Origin of the sequence: Halomonas koreensis (assembly GCF_031451675.1) — a bacterium.
Taxonomy (GTDB): domain Bacteria; phylum Pseudomonadota; class Gammaproteobacteria; order Pseudomonadales; family Halomonadaceae; genus Halomonas; species Halomonas koreensis.
In genome coordinates, this window is sequence record NZ_JARWAK010000001.1 from 441881 (window position 1) to 458267 (window position 16387).

Below are 16387 nucleotides of genomic sequence, written 5' to 3' on the forward strand. Positions count from 1 at the left end.
TCGGACTCGAGGGTCGAGGGTCGAGGGTCGAGGCTCGAGGGGCGAGGGGCGAGGGGCGAGGTGTGAGGTGTGAGGTGTGAGGTGTGAGGTGTGAGGTGTGAGGTGTGAGGTGTGAGGCTCGCGGCCCGCAGCCCGCAGCCCGCAGCCCGAAGCCCGAAGCCGAAGCCCGAAGCCCGAAGCCCGAAGCCCGAAGCCCGAAGCCCGAAGCCAACAATCTACAGGGAGTTGTCATGACAGCGGATCGTCGCGCCATGCTCTACGGCCTGGGCGCCGTCGGGCTCTGGTCCACGGTAGCCACCGCCTTCAAGGTGGCGCTCGCCCATATGACCCCGCTGGAGCTGATGTGGATCGCCTCGCTGGTGTCCTGGGCGGTGATCGGTGTGCTGGTGGTCCGGCGCGGGCAGGTCGCGGAGGCGCTGGGCCGGGGCTGGCGCACCGCCGCCTGGGCCGGGCTGATGAACCCGGTGGCCTACTACCTGGTGCTGTTCGCCGCCTACGACCGCCTGCCCGGCCAGGAGGCCATGGCGCTCAACTACACCTGGGCGCTGGCCATGGCCTTCCTGGCGGTGCCGATCCTCGGTCAGCGGCTCACGCCGATGGACGTGGTGGCCGGCCTGGTCGCCTATGCCGGCGTCTGGGTGATCGCCACCCGCGGCGCGGTGTTCGACGTGGCCTTCGCCGATCCGCTGGGCGTGGGCCTGGCGCTGGTCTCGACGCTGATCTGGGCGCTGTACTGGCTGCTCAACGTGCGCGATCGCCGCTCGCCGCTGGTCGCCCAGTGGCAGAACTTCTCGGTCGGGGTCCCGGTGCTCACGGTCCTGCTGCTGGCCGGCCCGGGCCTGCAGTGGCACGGCGCCACCGGGCTGGCCGCGGGCGTCTACGTGGGCCTGTTCGAGATGGGCATCGCCTTCGTGCTCTGGCAGCTGGCGGTGAGCTCGGTGTCGCGCACCGCCAAGGTCTCCAACCTGATCTTCCTGTCGCCGCCGGTCTCGCTGCTGCTGCTCCACTTCGTCGTCGGCGAGCCGATCCTGCCCTCGACCCTGGTGGGGCTGGTGCTGATCCTCGGCGGGCTGGGCCTGCAGCAGTGGCAGAAGGCCCCGGCGGCCCCCGCCGACGCCTGAGCGCGCGTTTCCCCGGGGCTGGCGTCATTCCCCACGGGCGGCGAGCGCCACGCCTTCCGCCTCCAGCAGGGGCGCCAGCGCCGGCCAGACGTTGTCGAGCAGGGCCGGCTGGGCCGCGGCCTTGGGGTGGATGCCGTCGGCCTGCATCAGGGCGTCGTTCAGGGCCACCCCCTCCAGCAGGAAGGGCACCAGCGGCACCGCATGGCGCTCGGCGAGCTCGCGGAACACGCCGGTGAAGGCGTCGCGATAGGCCGGGCCGTAGTTGGGGGGGATGTCGATACCCAGCAGCAGCACCTCGGCACCGGCGCCCCGGCTGGCCTCGATCATCGCCGCCAGGTTGGCGTGCAGCTGCCCCGGCGGCAGGCCGCGCAGGCCATCGTTGCCGCCCAGTTCCAACAGAACGATATCCGGGGCATGCTGTCGGAGCAGCGCGGGGAGTCGCGCCGCGCCGCCGCCGCTGGTCTCGCCGCTGATGCTGGCATTGACCACCCGAGCCGCGCCGTCCAGGCGCTCGGCCAGCAGGTGCACCCAGCCGGCCTCGCGCTCGATGCCGTAGGCGGCGCTCAGGCTGTCTCCCATCACCAGCACCACCGGGCGTTCGGCCGCCCCCGCCGGGGCCGCCGCCAGCAGCCACAGCAGCGCCCAGCAGAGGATGACGGCGACGCCGCCGCGACCAACAGGGATGCGCTTTCTCATGTCCGACTCCTTGCCAAGCTCTCGTAGACCGTTGCTGCGCGCCGCCCACCTGACCAAGCGGGTGGAGAGCGGCGACCGCTCGCTGACCATTCTGAACGCACTCGACCTCGAGGTGTTCCCCGGCGAATCCCTGGCCATCCTCGGCCAGAGCGGGGCGGGCAAGTCGACCCTGCTGGGCCTGCTGGCCGGCCTGGACGCCCCGACCTCCGGCGAGCTGGCGCTGTTCGGCGAGCCGCTGGGCGCGCTGGACGAGGACGGCCGCGCCGCCCTGCGCGCCGGCCGCGTCGGCTTCGTGTTCCAGAACTTCCAGCTGCTGCCCACCCTGACCGCCCTGGAGAACGTCCTGCTGCCCCTCGAGCTCGCCCCGGGGGCCGATGCCGAGGCCCGGGCCCGCGACTGGCTGGCCCGGGTGGGGCTCGGCGAACGCCTCGACCACCTGCCCAAGCAGCTCTCCGGCGGCGAGCAGCAGCGCGTCGCCCTGGCCCGAGCCTTCGTCACCGGCGCCGAGCTGGTGTTCGCCGACGAGCCCACCGGCAACCTGGATCCGGCCACCGGCGAGCGGGTCATCGATACCCTCTTCGCGCTGAACCGCGAGGCCGGCACCACCCTGGTGCTGGTCACCCACGACCGGGCCCTGGCCCGCCGCTGCGACCGCTGCCTGGAACTCGTCGAGGGGAGGATGCGGGAGGCCGAGCCCGAGGAGCTCGGGGCATGAGGGGCCGCCATCTGCACGCGCTGCGGCTGTCCTGGCGGGGCCTGCGGCGCGACCTGAGGGCCGGGGACGTGCGCGCGCTCTTCCTGGCGCTGACCCTGGCGGTGGCCGCCGCCACCATGATCGGCTTCTTCCTCGATCGCCTGGAGCGCGGCCTGACTCGCCAGGCCGGGCAGCTGCTGGGCGGCGACGTCGTCCTGGAGCAGTCGCGGCCCTTCGAGGCCGAGCTGCGCGCCGCGCTGGAGGAGGCCGGGCTGGCGCTCTCCGACCAGGTGGACATGGTCTCCATGGTCCGCCACGGCGAGGCCTTCCAGCCGGTCAGCGTCAAGGCGGTGGACGACGCCTATCCCCACTACGGCGAGTCGCTGGTCGATCGCGGCGCGGGCCGCGAGGCCCTGGCCAGCGGCCCCGCCCGGGGCACGGCATGGATCGCCCCGCGGCTGGCGCTGCTGCTCAACCTGGAGACCGGCGACACCCTGCGCCTGGGCCGGGCGGAGCTCGAGGTGGGCGGGGTGATCGAGCGCGAGGCCGACCCCTCGGCGGGCTTCGGCAGCTTCAATCCGCGGCTGATGATACACCTCGACGACCTCGCCGCCACCGGCCTGGTGCAGCCCGGCTCGCGCATCGAGTACGAGCTGCTCGCCGCCGGGCCCGCCGCGGCCGTGGAGCGCGTCATGCCCCGGCTCGAACGGCTGCGCGCGGCGGGCGTGGAGGTCCGCGACGTGCGCCGCGACCGCCCCCGACTGGGCAGCGCCCTGGCGCGCGCCGACCGCTACCTGAGCCTGGCGGGGCTGGCCGCGGTGCTGCTGGCCGGGGTGGCGGTGGCCATGGCCACCCGGCGCTACGTGGAGCGCCACCTGGACACCGCGGCCCTGCTGCGCTGCTTCGGCGCCCGCCAGGCGGAGCTGGTGCGGCTGTTCGCCCTGCAGCTGCTGTGGCTGGCGCTGGCGGCCTCGGCGCTGGGCGCGCTGCTGGGGCTGGCCGGCCAGGCCGCGCTGCTGGCGCTGCTCGGCGCCCTGGTGGCGGTGGAGCTGCCGCCGCCGGGGCCGGCGCCGCTGGTGCTGGGCGTGCTCACCGCCCTGGCCGTGCTGGCCGGCTTCGCGGGCCCGACCCTGCTGCGCCTGCGGCGGGTCAGCGCCCTGAAGGTGCTGCGCCGGGAGCTGGACCCGCTGCCGGCCTCCGCCTGGCTGGTGGTGGGCGTGGCCGGCCTGGTGTTCGGCGCCCTGCTGTGGCTGTACTCCGGGGATCCCGGCCTGTCGCTGGTATTGCTGGTCGGTGGCGCCCTGGCGGGAGGGCTGCTGTGGGGGCTGGGCGGAGTACTGCTCGCCGGCCTGCTGGCGCTCTGCGCGCGGCTGCCCCGTCGCGACGACGCCGGCCCGCTGCAGGCCCTGCGCCTGGGCGGCCGCCAGCTGGCCCGGCGCCGCGCCACCAGCCTGGGCCAGCTGCTGGCCTTCTCGGTGGCGCTGTTCGCCATGGCGATGATCGCCCTGGTGCGCGGCGACCTGGTCGACGCCTGGCGGGATCAGTTGCCCGCGGACACCCCCAACCACTTCGCCATCAACATCCAGCCCGGCGAGCGCGACGCCTTCGAGGCGGCCCTGGGCGAGGCCGCCGCCTCGCGCAGCGCCCTCTATCCCATGGTCCGCGGGCGGCTGACCGCCATCGACGGCCGGCCGCCCCGCCAGGCGGTGCCCGAGGAGGCCCGCGGCGACAACGCCCTGCGCCGCGAGCTCAACCTGACCTGGCGGGCGAGCCTGCCCGAGGGCAACCGCCTGGTGGCCGGCGAGTGGTTCGCCCCCCGCGCGGGCGGCGCGGCCGGCGGCTGGGTCGAGGCCGCCGAGGCCGGACCGGGCGCCGCCCGGGTGCCGATCTCGGTGGAGAGCGGCCTGGCCGAGCGGCTGGGGCTGGCCCTCGGCGACACCCTGACCTTCACCATCGGCAGCGCCGCCATCACCGGCGAGATCGAAAGCCTGCGCGAGCTGGACTGGGACAGCTTCCGGCCCAACTTCTACGTGATCTTCCCGCCCGGGGTGCTGGAGCGCTTCGGCCATAGCTATATCACCGCCTTCCACCTCGACGGCGCCGACCGCGAGGCCCTGCGGGGGCTGGTGCGCGACTTCCCGGGGGTGACCCTGCTCGACGTCGAGGCGATCCTCGAGCGGGTCCGCGAGGTGCTCGCCCGGGTCACCCGGGCCGTGGAGCTGGTGCTGGCCTTCGTGCTGCTGGCCGGGGTCAGCGTGCTGCACGCGGCGCTGACCGCCAGTCTGCCGGTGCGTGCCCACGAGGCCGGGCTGCTGCGGGTCTTCGGCGCCGGCAACCGGCTGCTGGCCCGGGTGCAGGGCGCCGAGTACGCCCTCCTGGGCCTGGCCAGCGGCCTGCTCGCCGCGGGGCTGGCGGAGCTCGCCGCGGCCGGCCTCTATGGCGGCTGGCTGGAGCTGACGCCGCGCTGGCACCCCGAGCTGTGGCTGGGCCTGCCGGCGGCCGGGGCCGTGCTGGTGGGCGGCATCGGCCTGTGGCTGTCCCGGGGGCTGCGGCGCCGGGCGCCGGCGGAGAGCCTGGCGCTGCTGGGCGAGACCTGAGCCCGCGAACACGATCACGGACCCGCATCGGAGAGGACGCATGAAGGAATCGCTGCGCTTTCGCCTGCTCGAGGCCCAACTGGCCCTGGCCCGGGAGGCCTCGCGCTCGGTGGTACTGGTGGTCACCGGCCAGGCCGCCACCGGCAAGTCGGCGCTGGTCAACGAGCTCAACCATCGCCTCGAGAACCGCCTCACCGAGGTCCATGCCCTGGCGCCGAGCAGCGAGGAGCGCGCTCGTCCCTACTGGTGGCGCTACTGGCGCCGCCTGCCGGCGAGGGGCCGGGTCGGGGTCTTCATCCACGGCTGGTACGGCGATGCGCTCTTCGCCCGGGCCGAGCGGCGAATGGGCGAGGGGGCCTTTCGCGACCGGCTGGCCGAGATCCGCGCCTTCGAGGCCGAGCTCGCCGCCGAGGGGGTGGCCCTGGTCAAGCTGTGGCTGGACATCGACCGCGACGAGCAGGGGCGCCACCTGGAAGCGCTGCAGCGCGACCCCGAGAGGGCCTGGCAGGTCAAGGAGCACGACTGGCAGCGCCACCTCCAGCACGCCGAGCTGGCGCGGCTGGGCGAGGCGATGCGCGGGGCCACCGAGGCCGAGCACGCCCCCTGGCAGCGCCTGGCCGGCGGGCCCGGGCAGGCGCCGGCCAAGGCGGTGGCGCAGCGCCTGGTGGAGGCCATGGTCGGGGCGCGGCCGCGGATCGAGGCGCCGCCGCCGCTGACGCTGCCCGGCGGCTCGCAACCGCCGCGCCTGGCGACGCGGGCCGCCCCGGCGCCGCCGCCCCTGGACAAGGCCGATTACCGGCGTCGCCTGGCCGAGGCACAGGCGCGGCTGGCGGGTAATGCCCGTGAGGCCCAGCGCCGCGACATCCCGGTGGTGCTGGCCTTCGAGGGCCAGGATGCCGCCGGCAAGGGCGGCTGCATCCATCGCCTGACCTCGGCCCTGGATGCCCGCCAGTATCGGGTGCATCGCATCGGCGCGCCCAGCGACGAGGAGCGGGCCCATCCCTGGGCCTGGCGCTTCTGGCGGCGGCTGCCGCTGGACGGGCGCGTGGCGATCTTCGACCGCTCCTGGTACGGCCGCGTGCTGGTGGAGCGGGTCGAGGGGCTGGCCGCGCCGGCGGACTGGCGGCGCGCCTACGACGAGATCCGCCGCTTCGAGGCCCGGCTGCTGGCTCACGGGGCGGTGCTGGGCAAGCTGTTCCTGGCCGTCGACAAGGACGAGCAGCTGCGTCGCTTCCACGCCCGGGCCGAGACGCCCCATAAGCGCCACAAGCTCACCGAGGAGGACTGGCGCAACCGCGAGCGCTGGGACGACTACTGCCGGGCCATCGACGAGATGTTCGTCCATACTCATGGCGTCGACGGCGGCTGGGCGCTGATCGATGCCAACGACAAGCGCCGCGCCCGCCTGGCGGTGCTGGAGCGCGTCAACCGGCTGCTGGAGGCCCGGCTGGCGCGTTGACCGGACGGCCCCGGCCGCCGGCAGGCCGTCCCCGCAGACCTTCAAGGAGATCCCAATGTCCATGACCCCTACCCGGGCCGCCCTGCTCGCCACCTGCCTCGGGCTCGCCGCCGGCGCCGCCCAGGCCGACGCCGAGCGCCTCGAGGCCGACTTGCGCGAACGCTTCGGCGGGATGCCAGGTGAGTTCAGCCTCGGCGAGGTGTCCGACGGCCTGCTCGGCGATCGCGCCACCGCCGAGGACCTGCACTTCGTCGCCGCCGACGGCGAGCGGCTGAGCGTGGCGCGCTATGTCGTCGAGGGGGACTACGAGACGCCCGATGCCGTCATTCTCGAGGGCCTGAGCCTGGAGGACGACGACCCGCAGGACCTTCGGCTGACGGCCGAGCGGGTTCGCGTCGGCGACCCGGAGGCCGCCCTGCTGTGGCCCGAGGGCCGTCCCCTGGCGATGGGTTTCACGGCCGCCGACCTGACCGTCGACGGCCTGGTCGTGGAGGGCCGAGGGGAAGGCACCGCCGTGGTCTCCGCCGACGGCAAGAAGCGCCTGCCGGGCGGCCCGGCGGGGCGTGGGCGCGTCGCGGTCGAGCACCTGACGGCCGGCGACCTGTCTCCCCAGGCCATCGGTCGACTCTCCATGCAGGGCATCGAGGGCCGAGGCGAGGGGCCGGACGAGGTCGGGGAGGGCAGCTTCTCGCTGGCCTCGCTGAGCCTCGAGGGGCTCGACGAGCTCGACGGCCCCCCCGACCGGACGACCCTGGAGCGCCTGGAGCTCCAGGACCTGGCCATCGAGGCCGACCGGCTGGTCGCCGACCTCGCTCGCATGACCGTCGACGGCGACATGCGCGATGGCGAGGGCGGGGTCCGCCTGGAGGCCCTGGAGCTCGACCTGGCGCGGATGATCGAGCTGGCGCCGGCGGAGGAGCGCACGCCGCTGCGCCTGGCCAGCAACGTGCTGACCGACGGCCGCGGCCGGTTGACCCTGGATGCCGCCTTCGACGGCCGCTGGGAGGCCCTGGGCCGCAAGGCCCTGCTCACCGGCGACAGCCGCATCAGCGCCGAGGATGCCTTCCGCTGGGACCTCGACGTGGAGTTGCCGGTGCGTCTGCCGGAAGGCGTCGATCCGGCCGCCTACCTCGCCGAGCTGGACGACCTCCGGGGCGTGACCCTGCTCGGCGGCGAGATCGAGACCACCCTCGCCGAGCTCGGCCTGTTCGCGCGCATGCCGGCAGTGATGGCGGCCAGCCGCGGGGTGGGCGAGGCCGAGTTCCTCGAGCAGGCGCGCACCCAGGCCAAGGGCATGGGGACCATGCTGGGGCCGGAGATCGGCGCCATCCTCGACGGCCTGGTGGACCTGATGGCCGGCCAGGCCGAGACCCTGCAGGTGAACCTGACCCTGCCCGCCGAGAGCGGGGTGGCGGGGCTGGCCGCCGACCCGCTGGCCCTGCCGGGCAAGCTGTCGATGCGCGTGGAGACCCGCTGAGCCGGCCCGGCGGGCCGGCCTCGCCTTCAGGATTTCTGAAGCGCGGATGAGAAATGATGGCCCATTTCATGACGGGCTTTCATGTGAAAGCCGCCATGGGCTGGGGTATCATGACGGCCTTCGATTCTCCCGTGACGCGAGGTTCTCCGCCGATGTTCAGCCGTGATATGCAGATTGCCGGTTTCGATGATGCCCTGCTCGACGCGATGCAGAAGGAAAGCGCGCGTCAGGAGGCGCACATCGAGCTGATCGCCTCCGAGAACTACGCCAGCCCCCGGGTCATGGAGGCCCAGGGCAGCCAGCTGACCAACAAGTACGCGGAAGGCTATCCCGGCAAGCGCTACTACGGCGGCTGCGAGTACGTCGACGTGGTCGAGCAGCTGGCCATCGACTACGCCAAGGAGCTGTTCGGCGCCTCCTATGCCAACGTCCAGCCGCACTCCGGCTCCCAGGCCAACGGCGCCGTCTTCCAGGCCCTGGTCAAGCCGGGCGACACCGTGCTGGGCATGAGCCTCGACGCCGGCGGCCACCTCACCCACGGCGCCCGCCCGAACTTCTCCGGCAAGCACTACAATGCCGTGCAGTACGGCATCGACGAGAGCGGCCGCATCGACTATGACCAGGTCGCCGAGCTGGCCCGCGAGCACCGGCCGAAGATGATCATCGCCGGCTTCTCCGCCTACTCCCAGATCATCGACTGGGCCAGGTTCCGCGAGATCGCCGACGAGGTCGGCGCCTACCTGCTGGTCGACATGGCCCACATCGCCGGCCTGGTGGCCGCCGGGGTCTACCCGACGCCGCTGCCCCACGCCCACGTGGTCACCACCACCACCCACAAGACCCTGCGCGGCCCCCGTGGCGGCCTGATCCTCTCCAGCGAGGGCGACGCCGACATCGAGAAGAAGCTGCAGTCCGCGGTCTTCCCGGGCAGCCAGGGCGGCCCCCTGGAGCACGTCATCGCCGCCAAGGCGGTGTGCTTCAAGGAGGCCATGGACCCCGAGTTCAAGACCTACCAGCAGCAGGTGGTCAAGAACGCCCAGGTCATGGCCGGCGTGTTCCTCGAGCGCGGCTTCGACATCGTCTCCGGCGGCACCGAGGATCACCTCTTCCTGCTGTCGCTGGTCAAGCAGGGCCTGACCGGCAAGGACGCGGACGCCGCCCTGGGCCGCGCCCACATCACCGTCAACAAGAACGCCGTGCCGGGCGACCCGCAGAGCCCCTTCGTGACCTCCGGGCTGCGCATCGGCACCCCGGCGGTGACCACCCGCGGCTTCGGCGAGGCCGAGTGCCGGGACCTGGCCGGCTGGATCTGCGACATCCTCGACGTCATGGCCAAGGGCGAGGACACCGCCGCCATCGAGGCCGAGGTCAAGGCGCAGGTCGAGGCCGTCTGCGCCCGCTTCCCCGTGTATCGCTGATCCCCGGCGGCGCTTCGCGACGCCCCGCTCCGGCCTGGCCCGGAGCGGGGCGTCCTGCATTCAGCGCCCGGAAGCATGGCCTGTTCGGCGCTTTGGGCACCCCTCGCCCGGGCTAGGCTTGGCGCCTCGCCGGAAGGACCGATGACCGATGCTGGAACACCGAAGGAAGTCGCGACACGAGTCCCTGTTGCCGAGTGCCGATCACGACGAGAGCGGCCAGGCCTGGATGGTCAGCTACATCGACGTGATGACCCTGCTGGTGGCGCTGTTCGTGCTGATGATCGCGCTGTCCGATCGCTTCGATGCCGCCCCCGAGCCCGAGGCCATCGCCGGCGCCTTGGCCGTCGAGGGGCCGCCGAGGCTCGGCGTGCCGCTGCCGGAGGCCCTGCGTCGCGGCGAGCGGGTCGTGCCGCGGGGCCTGGCCGCGGCGGGGCTCGCCCCGGGGGCGGTCTCGGCTGCCCTGGGCGTGGCCGGGCTGCCGGCCCGGGATACCGTTCCCGCCCCGCCCGCATTGCTGGCCCGGGCCACCCCGTCCCCGGCGCCGGCCGCGTCCCTGCCGCGGCTGGCGCTGCCTGAGGGCGGCCTGCCCGAGGGGCCCGTCGCCGACTACATGGTGATCCTCACCGACCGGCTGCCCGAGGGCATGGCGCCTGTGCCCGAAGGCGCCGCGCCGACCCTGACCCTGGCGGCCCGAGAGGTGGCCGAGGAAGTGGCGTCCGCGCCCTACCTGCCGGACCTGGAGGGCGTCGAGGTCTCGCGGGTGCCGGAGGGCGTACGGCTGCGCGTCGAGGATCGGCTGCTGTTCCCCTCCGCCCAGGCCGAGCTCACCGACGAGGGCCGGGCCCTGGTGGCGGAGCGCCTGCGCGAGGTGGTGGCCCGCCACGTCGGCGAGGTCGCCGTGCAGGGGCACACCGACGACCGGCCCATCCAGACCCCGCGCTTTCCCTCCAACTGGGCGCTGTCCAGCGCCCGCGCCATCGCCATCGTCGAGGCCCTGGTCGAGGCCGGCGTGGCGCCGCAGCGGCTGCGCGCCGTGGGGCTGGCCGACACCCGGCCGCTGGCCGAAAACGACACCGCCGAGGGGCGCGCCCGCAACCGGCGCGTCGAGGTGGTCATCCAGGCGCGCTGAGGCGGCTACCAGCCGCCCAGTATGCGTCTGGTCCGATACGGTGCGTCATGGCATGCCCAGTGCCCAAAATGCTGTGGTCATTCGATGCGCCCGGCTTTCAAGGGAACGATGGCGTCGCCATTCTTATACCATCTTGTGATTAAGTTTTAACGGCTCTCTCTGTCTGAGGTTTAAGGTGGTATTGGCTGATTATTTTTTTGGCATGGCGTGTGTTGTCTTGGGGCTACGTAAATCATGCATTCTTATTAGAGGGCGGCTCATGCCATGAGGAATCAGGATTGCGGTCAAGTGGCTTGGGGTAAGGTTTTTTCTGAATAAGAAGAAAGTTTGATGCCTTGGGAGAAGGTCTTTTTATTCTGTAATTATAGTTTAGAGGGTTAAACATTAATAAAGCTCTGGCTTTGCGGGCCGGCTGGTTAAGGATCAACTATCGGGCTACCGTGGGAAGAAGGTTGATCATGGTGTTTTGCATTCGCTCCATATATGAGCCGCTGGCTCAAACGGATGAATCAAGATGGCCAGTCGGGAGGAATGGAAAGACCTTGGGCGGGCGCTCCGCGTATGTCGGGGTGGTTTTGTGTCGGTGGGCGTCTTCAGCCTGTTCATCAACCTGCTGATGCTGGTGCCGGCAATATACATGCTGCAGGTCTACGACAGGGTGCTTTCGACCCAGAGTGGCGAGACGCTATTAATGCTTACCCTGTTGGTGATCTTCCTCTTCGCGGTCATGGGAATGCTGGAACTGGTGCGTTCGAGGGTGCTGGTGCGCATCGGTAATCTGCTCGACACCCTGCTGAGCGAACGACTCTATCGGGCGATGTTTCGCCGCAGTTTACTCGTCGAGGGGCGTCAGTCGTCCCAGCCGCTTGATGATCTCTCCACTCTACGTCAGTTCTTGTCCGGCAATGGACTGCTGGCCTTCTTCGATGCGCCCTGGGTGCCGGTCTATCTCGGCGTATTGTTCCTCTTTCACGTCTGGCTCGGGGTCTTCGCCACCATCGCGGGGCTCGTGCTGCTGGCACTGGCTCTGATCGGCGAAAAGGTGACGCACTCGCTCCTGTCCGCGGCTCAGCGGGAGCATATCAAGGCACGTGAACTGGCGGCGTCCAATCTGCGCAATGCCGAGGTCCTGCATGCCATGGGCATGCTTCCGGGCATATTGGGGCGCTGGTCACGGCGTCATCATCACTTTCTGTCCGAACAGTCCCGGGCCAACGACCGCGGGGAGGCCTTGAGCAGTGTCTCGCGGGTGCTGCGCCTGCTGGCCCAGTCATTGATCCTGGGCCTGGGCGCCTGGTTGGTGCTGAGCGCCGAGATGACGCCGGGCATGATGATCGCCGGCGCCATTCTCATGGGACGTGCCCTGGCCCCCATCGATCGCTTGATCGGTACCTGGAAAGGGTTTGTGTCCGCGCGTGGTGCCTATGGGCGTCTCGACGAGCTGTTGACGACGACCCCTGCGGAAGAGGCGTGCATGTCCCTGCCAAGCCCTCGGGGAGACGTCAGCCTCGAAGACGTCGCCGCGGCCCCTCCCGGCGGCCAGGTGCCAAGCCTCCGGGCCATCCGGCTGGGGGTGAAGGCCGGCGAGCATGTCGGGGTCGTCGGCCCCAGTGCGGCCGGCAAGTCGACCCTGGCCAGGGTCATTCTGGGCATCTGGCCCCCATTGTCCGGCACCGTGCGCCTCGATGGTGCCGATATCACCCGCTGGAATCGAGAGGAGCTGGGGCCCTTCATCGGCTACCTGCCGCAGGATATCGAGCTCTTCGAAGGCACTGTCGCCGAGAACATCGCCCGTTTCGGTGACGTGGACTCCGACATGGTGGTGGCCGCGGCACGCAAGGCCGGCGTGCATGACATGGTGCTGGCGATGCCCGAGGGGTATGACACCGTCATCGGGACCGGAGGGGGCGGGCTGTCCGGTGGCCAGCGTCAGCGTATCGCCCTGGCCCGGGCGCTCTATGGCGCCCCCGTGCTGGTGGTGCTCGACGAGCCCAACGCCAGCCTCGACGATCGCGGCGAACACGCGCTGCGCGCGGCGATGGTGGCCCTCAAGCGCGAGGGCGTGACCCTGTTCGTGATCAGCCACCGGGTCAGCGTGCTCAAGGGGATGGATACCCTGCTGGTGATGAGGGCGGGGGAGGTCCAGATGCTCGGCCCCCGCGAAGAGGTGTTGGCTCACCTGGCCGGCAAGTCGGCACATCGGACGTCCGTGGCTCAGGCGGCGAGGGGCAGGATGATGGCGGTGCCGGGAGGGCACCCTGGCAGGGGACGGGGTGCGACGGGGGGGCAGCGCGATGCAGCAGACGACCAATGAGCGCAATGTGGCGCCCCTCTCGCAACACTCTGAGCCCAGCGGCCAGGACGCTTCGGTGCTCGAAGGCGACTACCGCGTCGTTCCCGTCGACTATCGCCGTTATCAGCGCCTCGGCATGCTGGTGCTGCTGTTGGCGTTGGGCGGCTTCGGCGGCTGGGCCTTTACCGCCAACCTGGCGGTGGCCGTGGTGGCGCCCGGCCATGTGACGGTGGAGAGCTTCCGGCGGACGGTGCAGCACCTCGAGGGCGGGATCGTCAGCGAGATCCTGGTCGCCGATGGTGACCAGGTCGCGGCGGGGCAGCCGCTGGTGGTGCTCGACGACACTCGCGTGCGGACCCGGCTCCAGGTGGCGCGCACCCAGTACCTGGTCGGGCGGGCCACCCAACTGCGGCTGCTGGCGGAGCAGCGCGGCGACGAAACGCTGACGTTTCCCGATGCGCTCATCCACAGCGGTCTGCCGAGGGTGGACGAGGTGCTGGCCGTCCAGCAGGCGTTGTTCAGGGCGCGGCGGCACTCGCTTCAAGGCACCCTGACAGCGTTGGACGAGCAGGCCGTGCAGCTGCAGCGCCAGGTCGAGGGGCTCGAAGAGATGGTGCAGCTCGGCGAGCGCCGTGTGGCGTCGCTGCGCGGCGAGGTGGCCGATCTGCGTAACCTGTTCCGCAAGGGGATGGTCGGCAATCAGCGGCTGCGCGAGCTGGAGCGCAATCTGCTGGAGATCTCCAGCGAGGTCGCCAGCCACCGCGCCGAGATCGGCCGGATCAGTTCCCGTATCAGCGAGAGCCGCGTCGAGCGCGAGATCCGGGTGCAGCAGTATCAAAGCGAGATCGGCGAGCGGCTGCGTGACACCCAGACCCGGGTCACCGAGGCCGAGGAGCGGATCATCGCCTTGACCGAGCAGCTGGGCCGTACCCATGTCATGGCCCCGGTGGCGGGCACCGTGGTGGAGCGCCGGGTGAACTCGGTGGGCGACGTGGTGCGCGCCGGCGATCCGCTGCTGGATATCGTGCCGATCAACGACGACTTCCTGGTCGAGGCCAGGGTGCCCGACCACGATATCGATCGGCTGCATATCGGCCAGCCGGCGGAGATCCGCTTCTCCGCCTTCAACCGGCGCGCGACCAACGTCATCGCGGCGCGGGTGATCTTCGTCAGCGCCGACAGCCAGGTGGACGAGGCCACCGGCGTGCGCTTCTACCGGGTGCGCCTGAGGGTGACCGAGCAAGGCCGCCAGGAGATGACCGACCAGATGCAGCTGCTTTCCGGCATGCCGGCCGAGGTGATGATCCGCACCGGCGACCGCACCTTCGCGAGCTATATCGCCAAGCCGGTCACCGACATGCTGGCCAGGGCCATCAGGGAGGAATGAGGGGCTATCCCGAGTGGGGTGTGGGTCTACGGGGGCGCCGGACCAGGGAGTGGGTCGAATCCGAGATATCAATCGAATCCCGCAGGGAGCGATCACTTCCAATGGATTGGGCACCAGTGGAGGTGGGTCATGTCAGAACATGATGAAGATATCCTGCAAGTCACGAGTCCGGGCACGGTCACGGTCGATGAAAGTCCGGATGTGACGGACGATGAAATCACTGTCGAGGATAACTGGGCGGCGCAATTGGCAGCCCTGTTTCCCGATGGTGACGAATACGATTTCGCCAAACCCGCCAATCTCGCGCGAAAGACGGGCTTTATCACCACCGATCCGGGCCTGACGAACATCGGCTGGGCCTCGGACGAGGAGGGAAGTCCCGTCAGTGATCAGGCGGCACTCGATGGTGATGGAAACCCGATCAAGGCGCTAGATCCTGATTCGGGGAACTATGAAACGGTGACGCTCAACACCGATCCGGACAATGACAATATCCTCATTGGCACGACGGAATCCGGGAATATCGCCTTTATCGCCGTCATCGTGGAAGGCGAGGAGGGACCGGACGGCGCCTCGCATGACGTCTATATCCTGGACTATCTGCCGAAGGAGCATGGGGACGACACGGACCATGACGATAGCGTTTCGCTCGACGGCCTCTTCGTCACTGCCACCGTGAGTCAGACCGTAGAGTTCGACTTCGAGGGCGCTCCCTCGGGGCACAACGATTTCATGGCGTTTGGCGATCCCGACGGAGTCGCGATCGTGGTGACCGGCCGCTTCCTCGGTGAGGAGGTCAACAGCAGTCAATCCGGGAATGAGCCCACCTCACTCGCCGCCGACAGTAACAACATCAACGCCGAGGAAGGACTGGTTGTCACCTATGTGAACGACATGGAAGACAGCTACATCGTCCCTGATCTTTCCGGACCCGAGGCGAGCGACCCCGCCAATATCCAGTTCGCCTCGCTGCAGACGGCAACGGAAGCCTCGGTGACCATCGTCAAGGTGGGCCCCGGCAGCACGACCGCGACGGTGCATCTCACTGCACTGTTCACCGAAAAGGAATTGGGCGACGGCTCCACGGATGGCACTGAAGGCTTCATCCCGGGCATCGCCGATGATATCGAGGTCCCCATTTCGGCGGTCTCCATCATCTCGGCCGCCGGTGTCGAGGCCGAGCTGGACATGGATTCGAGTAAATCTCAATACTACACGCTTGAATCCGATGGCTCCGTGGTGGTCTATGGCGTCAACGAGAATGACACCATCACCTTCGTGACCGAGGGCGACCACAACCGGGTCAAGGTGGAGAACGCCGGAGAAGGCAACGCCAGGTTCAACCTCGGTGGCGTTGCCATCGCCGACGTCAATACGCAGACCGATGCGGATGCCGTCACTCTGGCGTTCGATGACGACGGCCCGGGCGATCCGACGGTGACGCTGAGCGAGACCGACCCGGTCGGGCTGACCTTCGACGGCGGGCTGAGCGGCGGCAACTTCACCGGCACCGAGAGCGCCGACGACACCAGCAAGAGCACGCCGACGGTCGCGGTGGTCGACTTCTCGGCGGCCTTCACCATCGGCAACCAGGACGACTTCGGGGCCGACGGCGCCGGGCAGACGGATATCGACTACGCGCTGCAGCTCGCGGTGGCGGAAGGCACCGCTTCGGGCCTGACCTCGGGCGGGGAGTCGATCAACCTCTACATCAACGGCGACGGCACCCTGGTCACGGGCTCGACCGCCGGGGACGAGGGGTCGGTCGCGGCCGGCAACACGATCTTCACCCTGGCGCTGAACGGCACCACGGGCGTGCTGACGCAGACCCAGAGCGGGGTGATCGACCACGGCACAACCGACACCTACGACGGCGCCTACATCAGCGACGAGAAGCTGCTGGCCGACGGGCTGGTCGAGCTGGTGGCCTCGGCCGAGACCACCGACAGCGAGGGCGACACCAGCGGCGTCAACTCCGAGACGCTCGACCTCGGCGGCAACGTGCGCTTCGGTGATGACGGGCCGGGGGATCCGACGGTGACGCTGAGCGGGACCGACCCGGTCGGGCTGACCTTCGATGGCGGGTTGATGGATGGCAACTTCACCGGCACCGAGA

Annotated in this window: 11 protein-coding genes; 10 read left to right on the forward strand and 1 reads right to left on the reverse strand. The window is 70.3% G+C overall.

The features are described from left to right. Positions 1–230 precede the first annotated feature (230 nt). Positions 231–1121 (forward strand): DMT family transporter, encoded by an 891-nt coding sequence (locus QC818_RS02080; RefSeq protein WP_309651169.1) that lies wholly within the window; start codon positions 231–233, stop codon positions 1119–1121. Positions 1122–1145: 24 nt separating this feature from the next. Here the strand turns inward: QC818_RS02080 and QC818_RS02085 are convergent, their stop codons facing one another. After that, positions 1146–1817, reverse strand: coding sequence for an arylesterase (locus QC818_RS02085; protein ID WP_309651170.1), 672 nt, complete (start codon positions 1815–1817; stop codon positions 1146–1148). On the opposite strand from QC818_RS02085, the gene QC818_RS02090 reads away from it, so the two are divergent. The 9 genes from QC818_RS02090 to QC818_RS02130 form a co-directional block, all read left to right on the forward strand. Further along, positions 1816–2532, forward strand: coding sequence for an ABC transporter ATP-binding protein (locus QC818_RS02090; protein WP_309651171.1), 717 nt, complete (start codon positions 1816–1818; stop codon positions 2530–2532). The genes QC818_RS02085 and QC818_RS02090 overlap by 2 nt on opposite strands. Then, positions 2529–5108, forward strand: coding sequence for an ABC transporter permease (locus tag QC818_RS02095; RefSeq protein WP_309651172.1), 2580 nt, complete (start codon positions 2529–2531; stop codon positions 5106–5108). The genes QC818_RS02090 and QC818_RS02095 overlap by 4 nt, the downstream gene beginning before the upstream one ends. Positions 5109–5148: 40 nt before the next feature. After that, positions 5149–6567: a polyphosphate kinase gene (locus QC818_RS02100; RefSeq protein ID WP_309651173.1), complete on the forward strand. Its 1419-nt coding sequence runs from the start codon at positions 5149–5151 to the stop codon at positions 6565–6567. A 55-nt stretch (positions 6568–6622) separates the two neighbouring features. Continuing rightward, complete coding sequence (locus QC818_RS02105) at positions 6623–8044, forward strand: hypothetical protein (protein ID WP_309651174.1); 1422 nt, start codon at positions 6623–6625, stop codon at positions 8042–8044. Positions 8045–8196: 152 nt separating this feature from the next. Beyond that, positions 8197–9462, forward strand: coding sequence for a serine hydroxymethyltransferase (gene glyA / locus QC818_RS02110; protein WP_309651175.1), 1266 nt, complete (start codon positions 8197–8199; stop codon positions 9460–9462). A gap of 187 nt (positions 9463–9649) precedes the next feature. Beyond that, positions 9650–10591: a flagellar motor protein MotB gene (locus tag QC818_RS02115; RefSeq protein ID WP_309651176.1), complete on the forward strand. Its 942-nt coding sequence runs from the start codon at positions 9650–9652 to the stop codon at positions 10589–10591. Positions 10592–11105: 514 nt separating this feature from the next. Then, complete coding sequence (locus QC818_RS02120; protein WP_309651177.1) at positions 11106–12905, forward strand: type I secretion system permease/ATPase; 1800 nt, start codon at positions 11106–11108, stop codon at positions 12903–12905. A 55-nt stretch (positions 12906–12960) separates the two neighbouring features. Next, positions 12961–14271 carry an HlyD family type I secretion periplasmic adaptor subunit gene (locus QC818_RS02125; protein ID WP_309651178.1) on the forward strand — a complete coding sequence of 437 codons (1311 nt, stop codon included), beginning with the start codon at positions 12961–12963 and terminating at the stop codon, positions 14269–14271. Positions 14272–14400: 129 nt separating this feature from the next. Continuing rightward, on the forward strand, positions 14401–16387 hold a 1987-nt coding region (locus QC818_RS02130; RefSeq protein ID WP_309651179.1), incomplete at its 3' end, for a DUF5801 repeats-in-toxin domain-containing protein.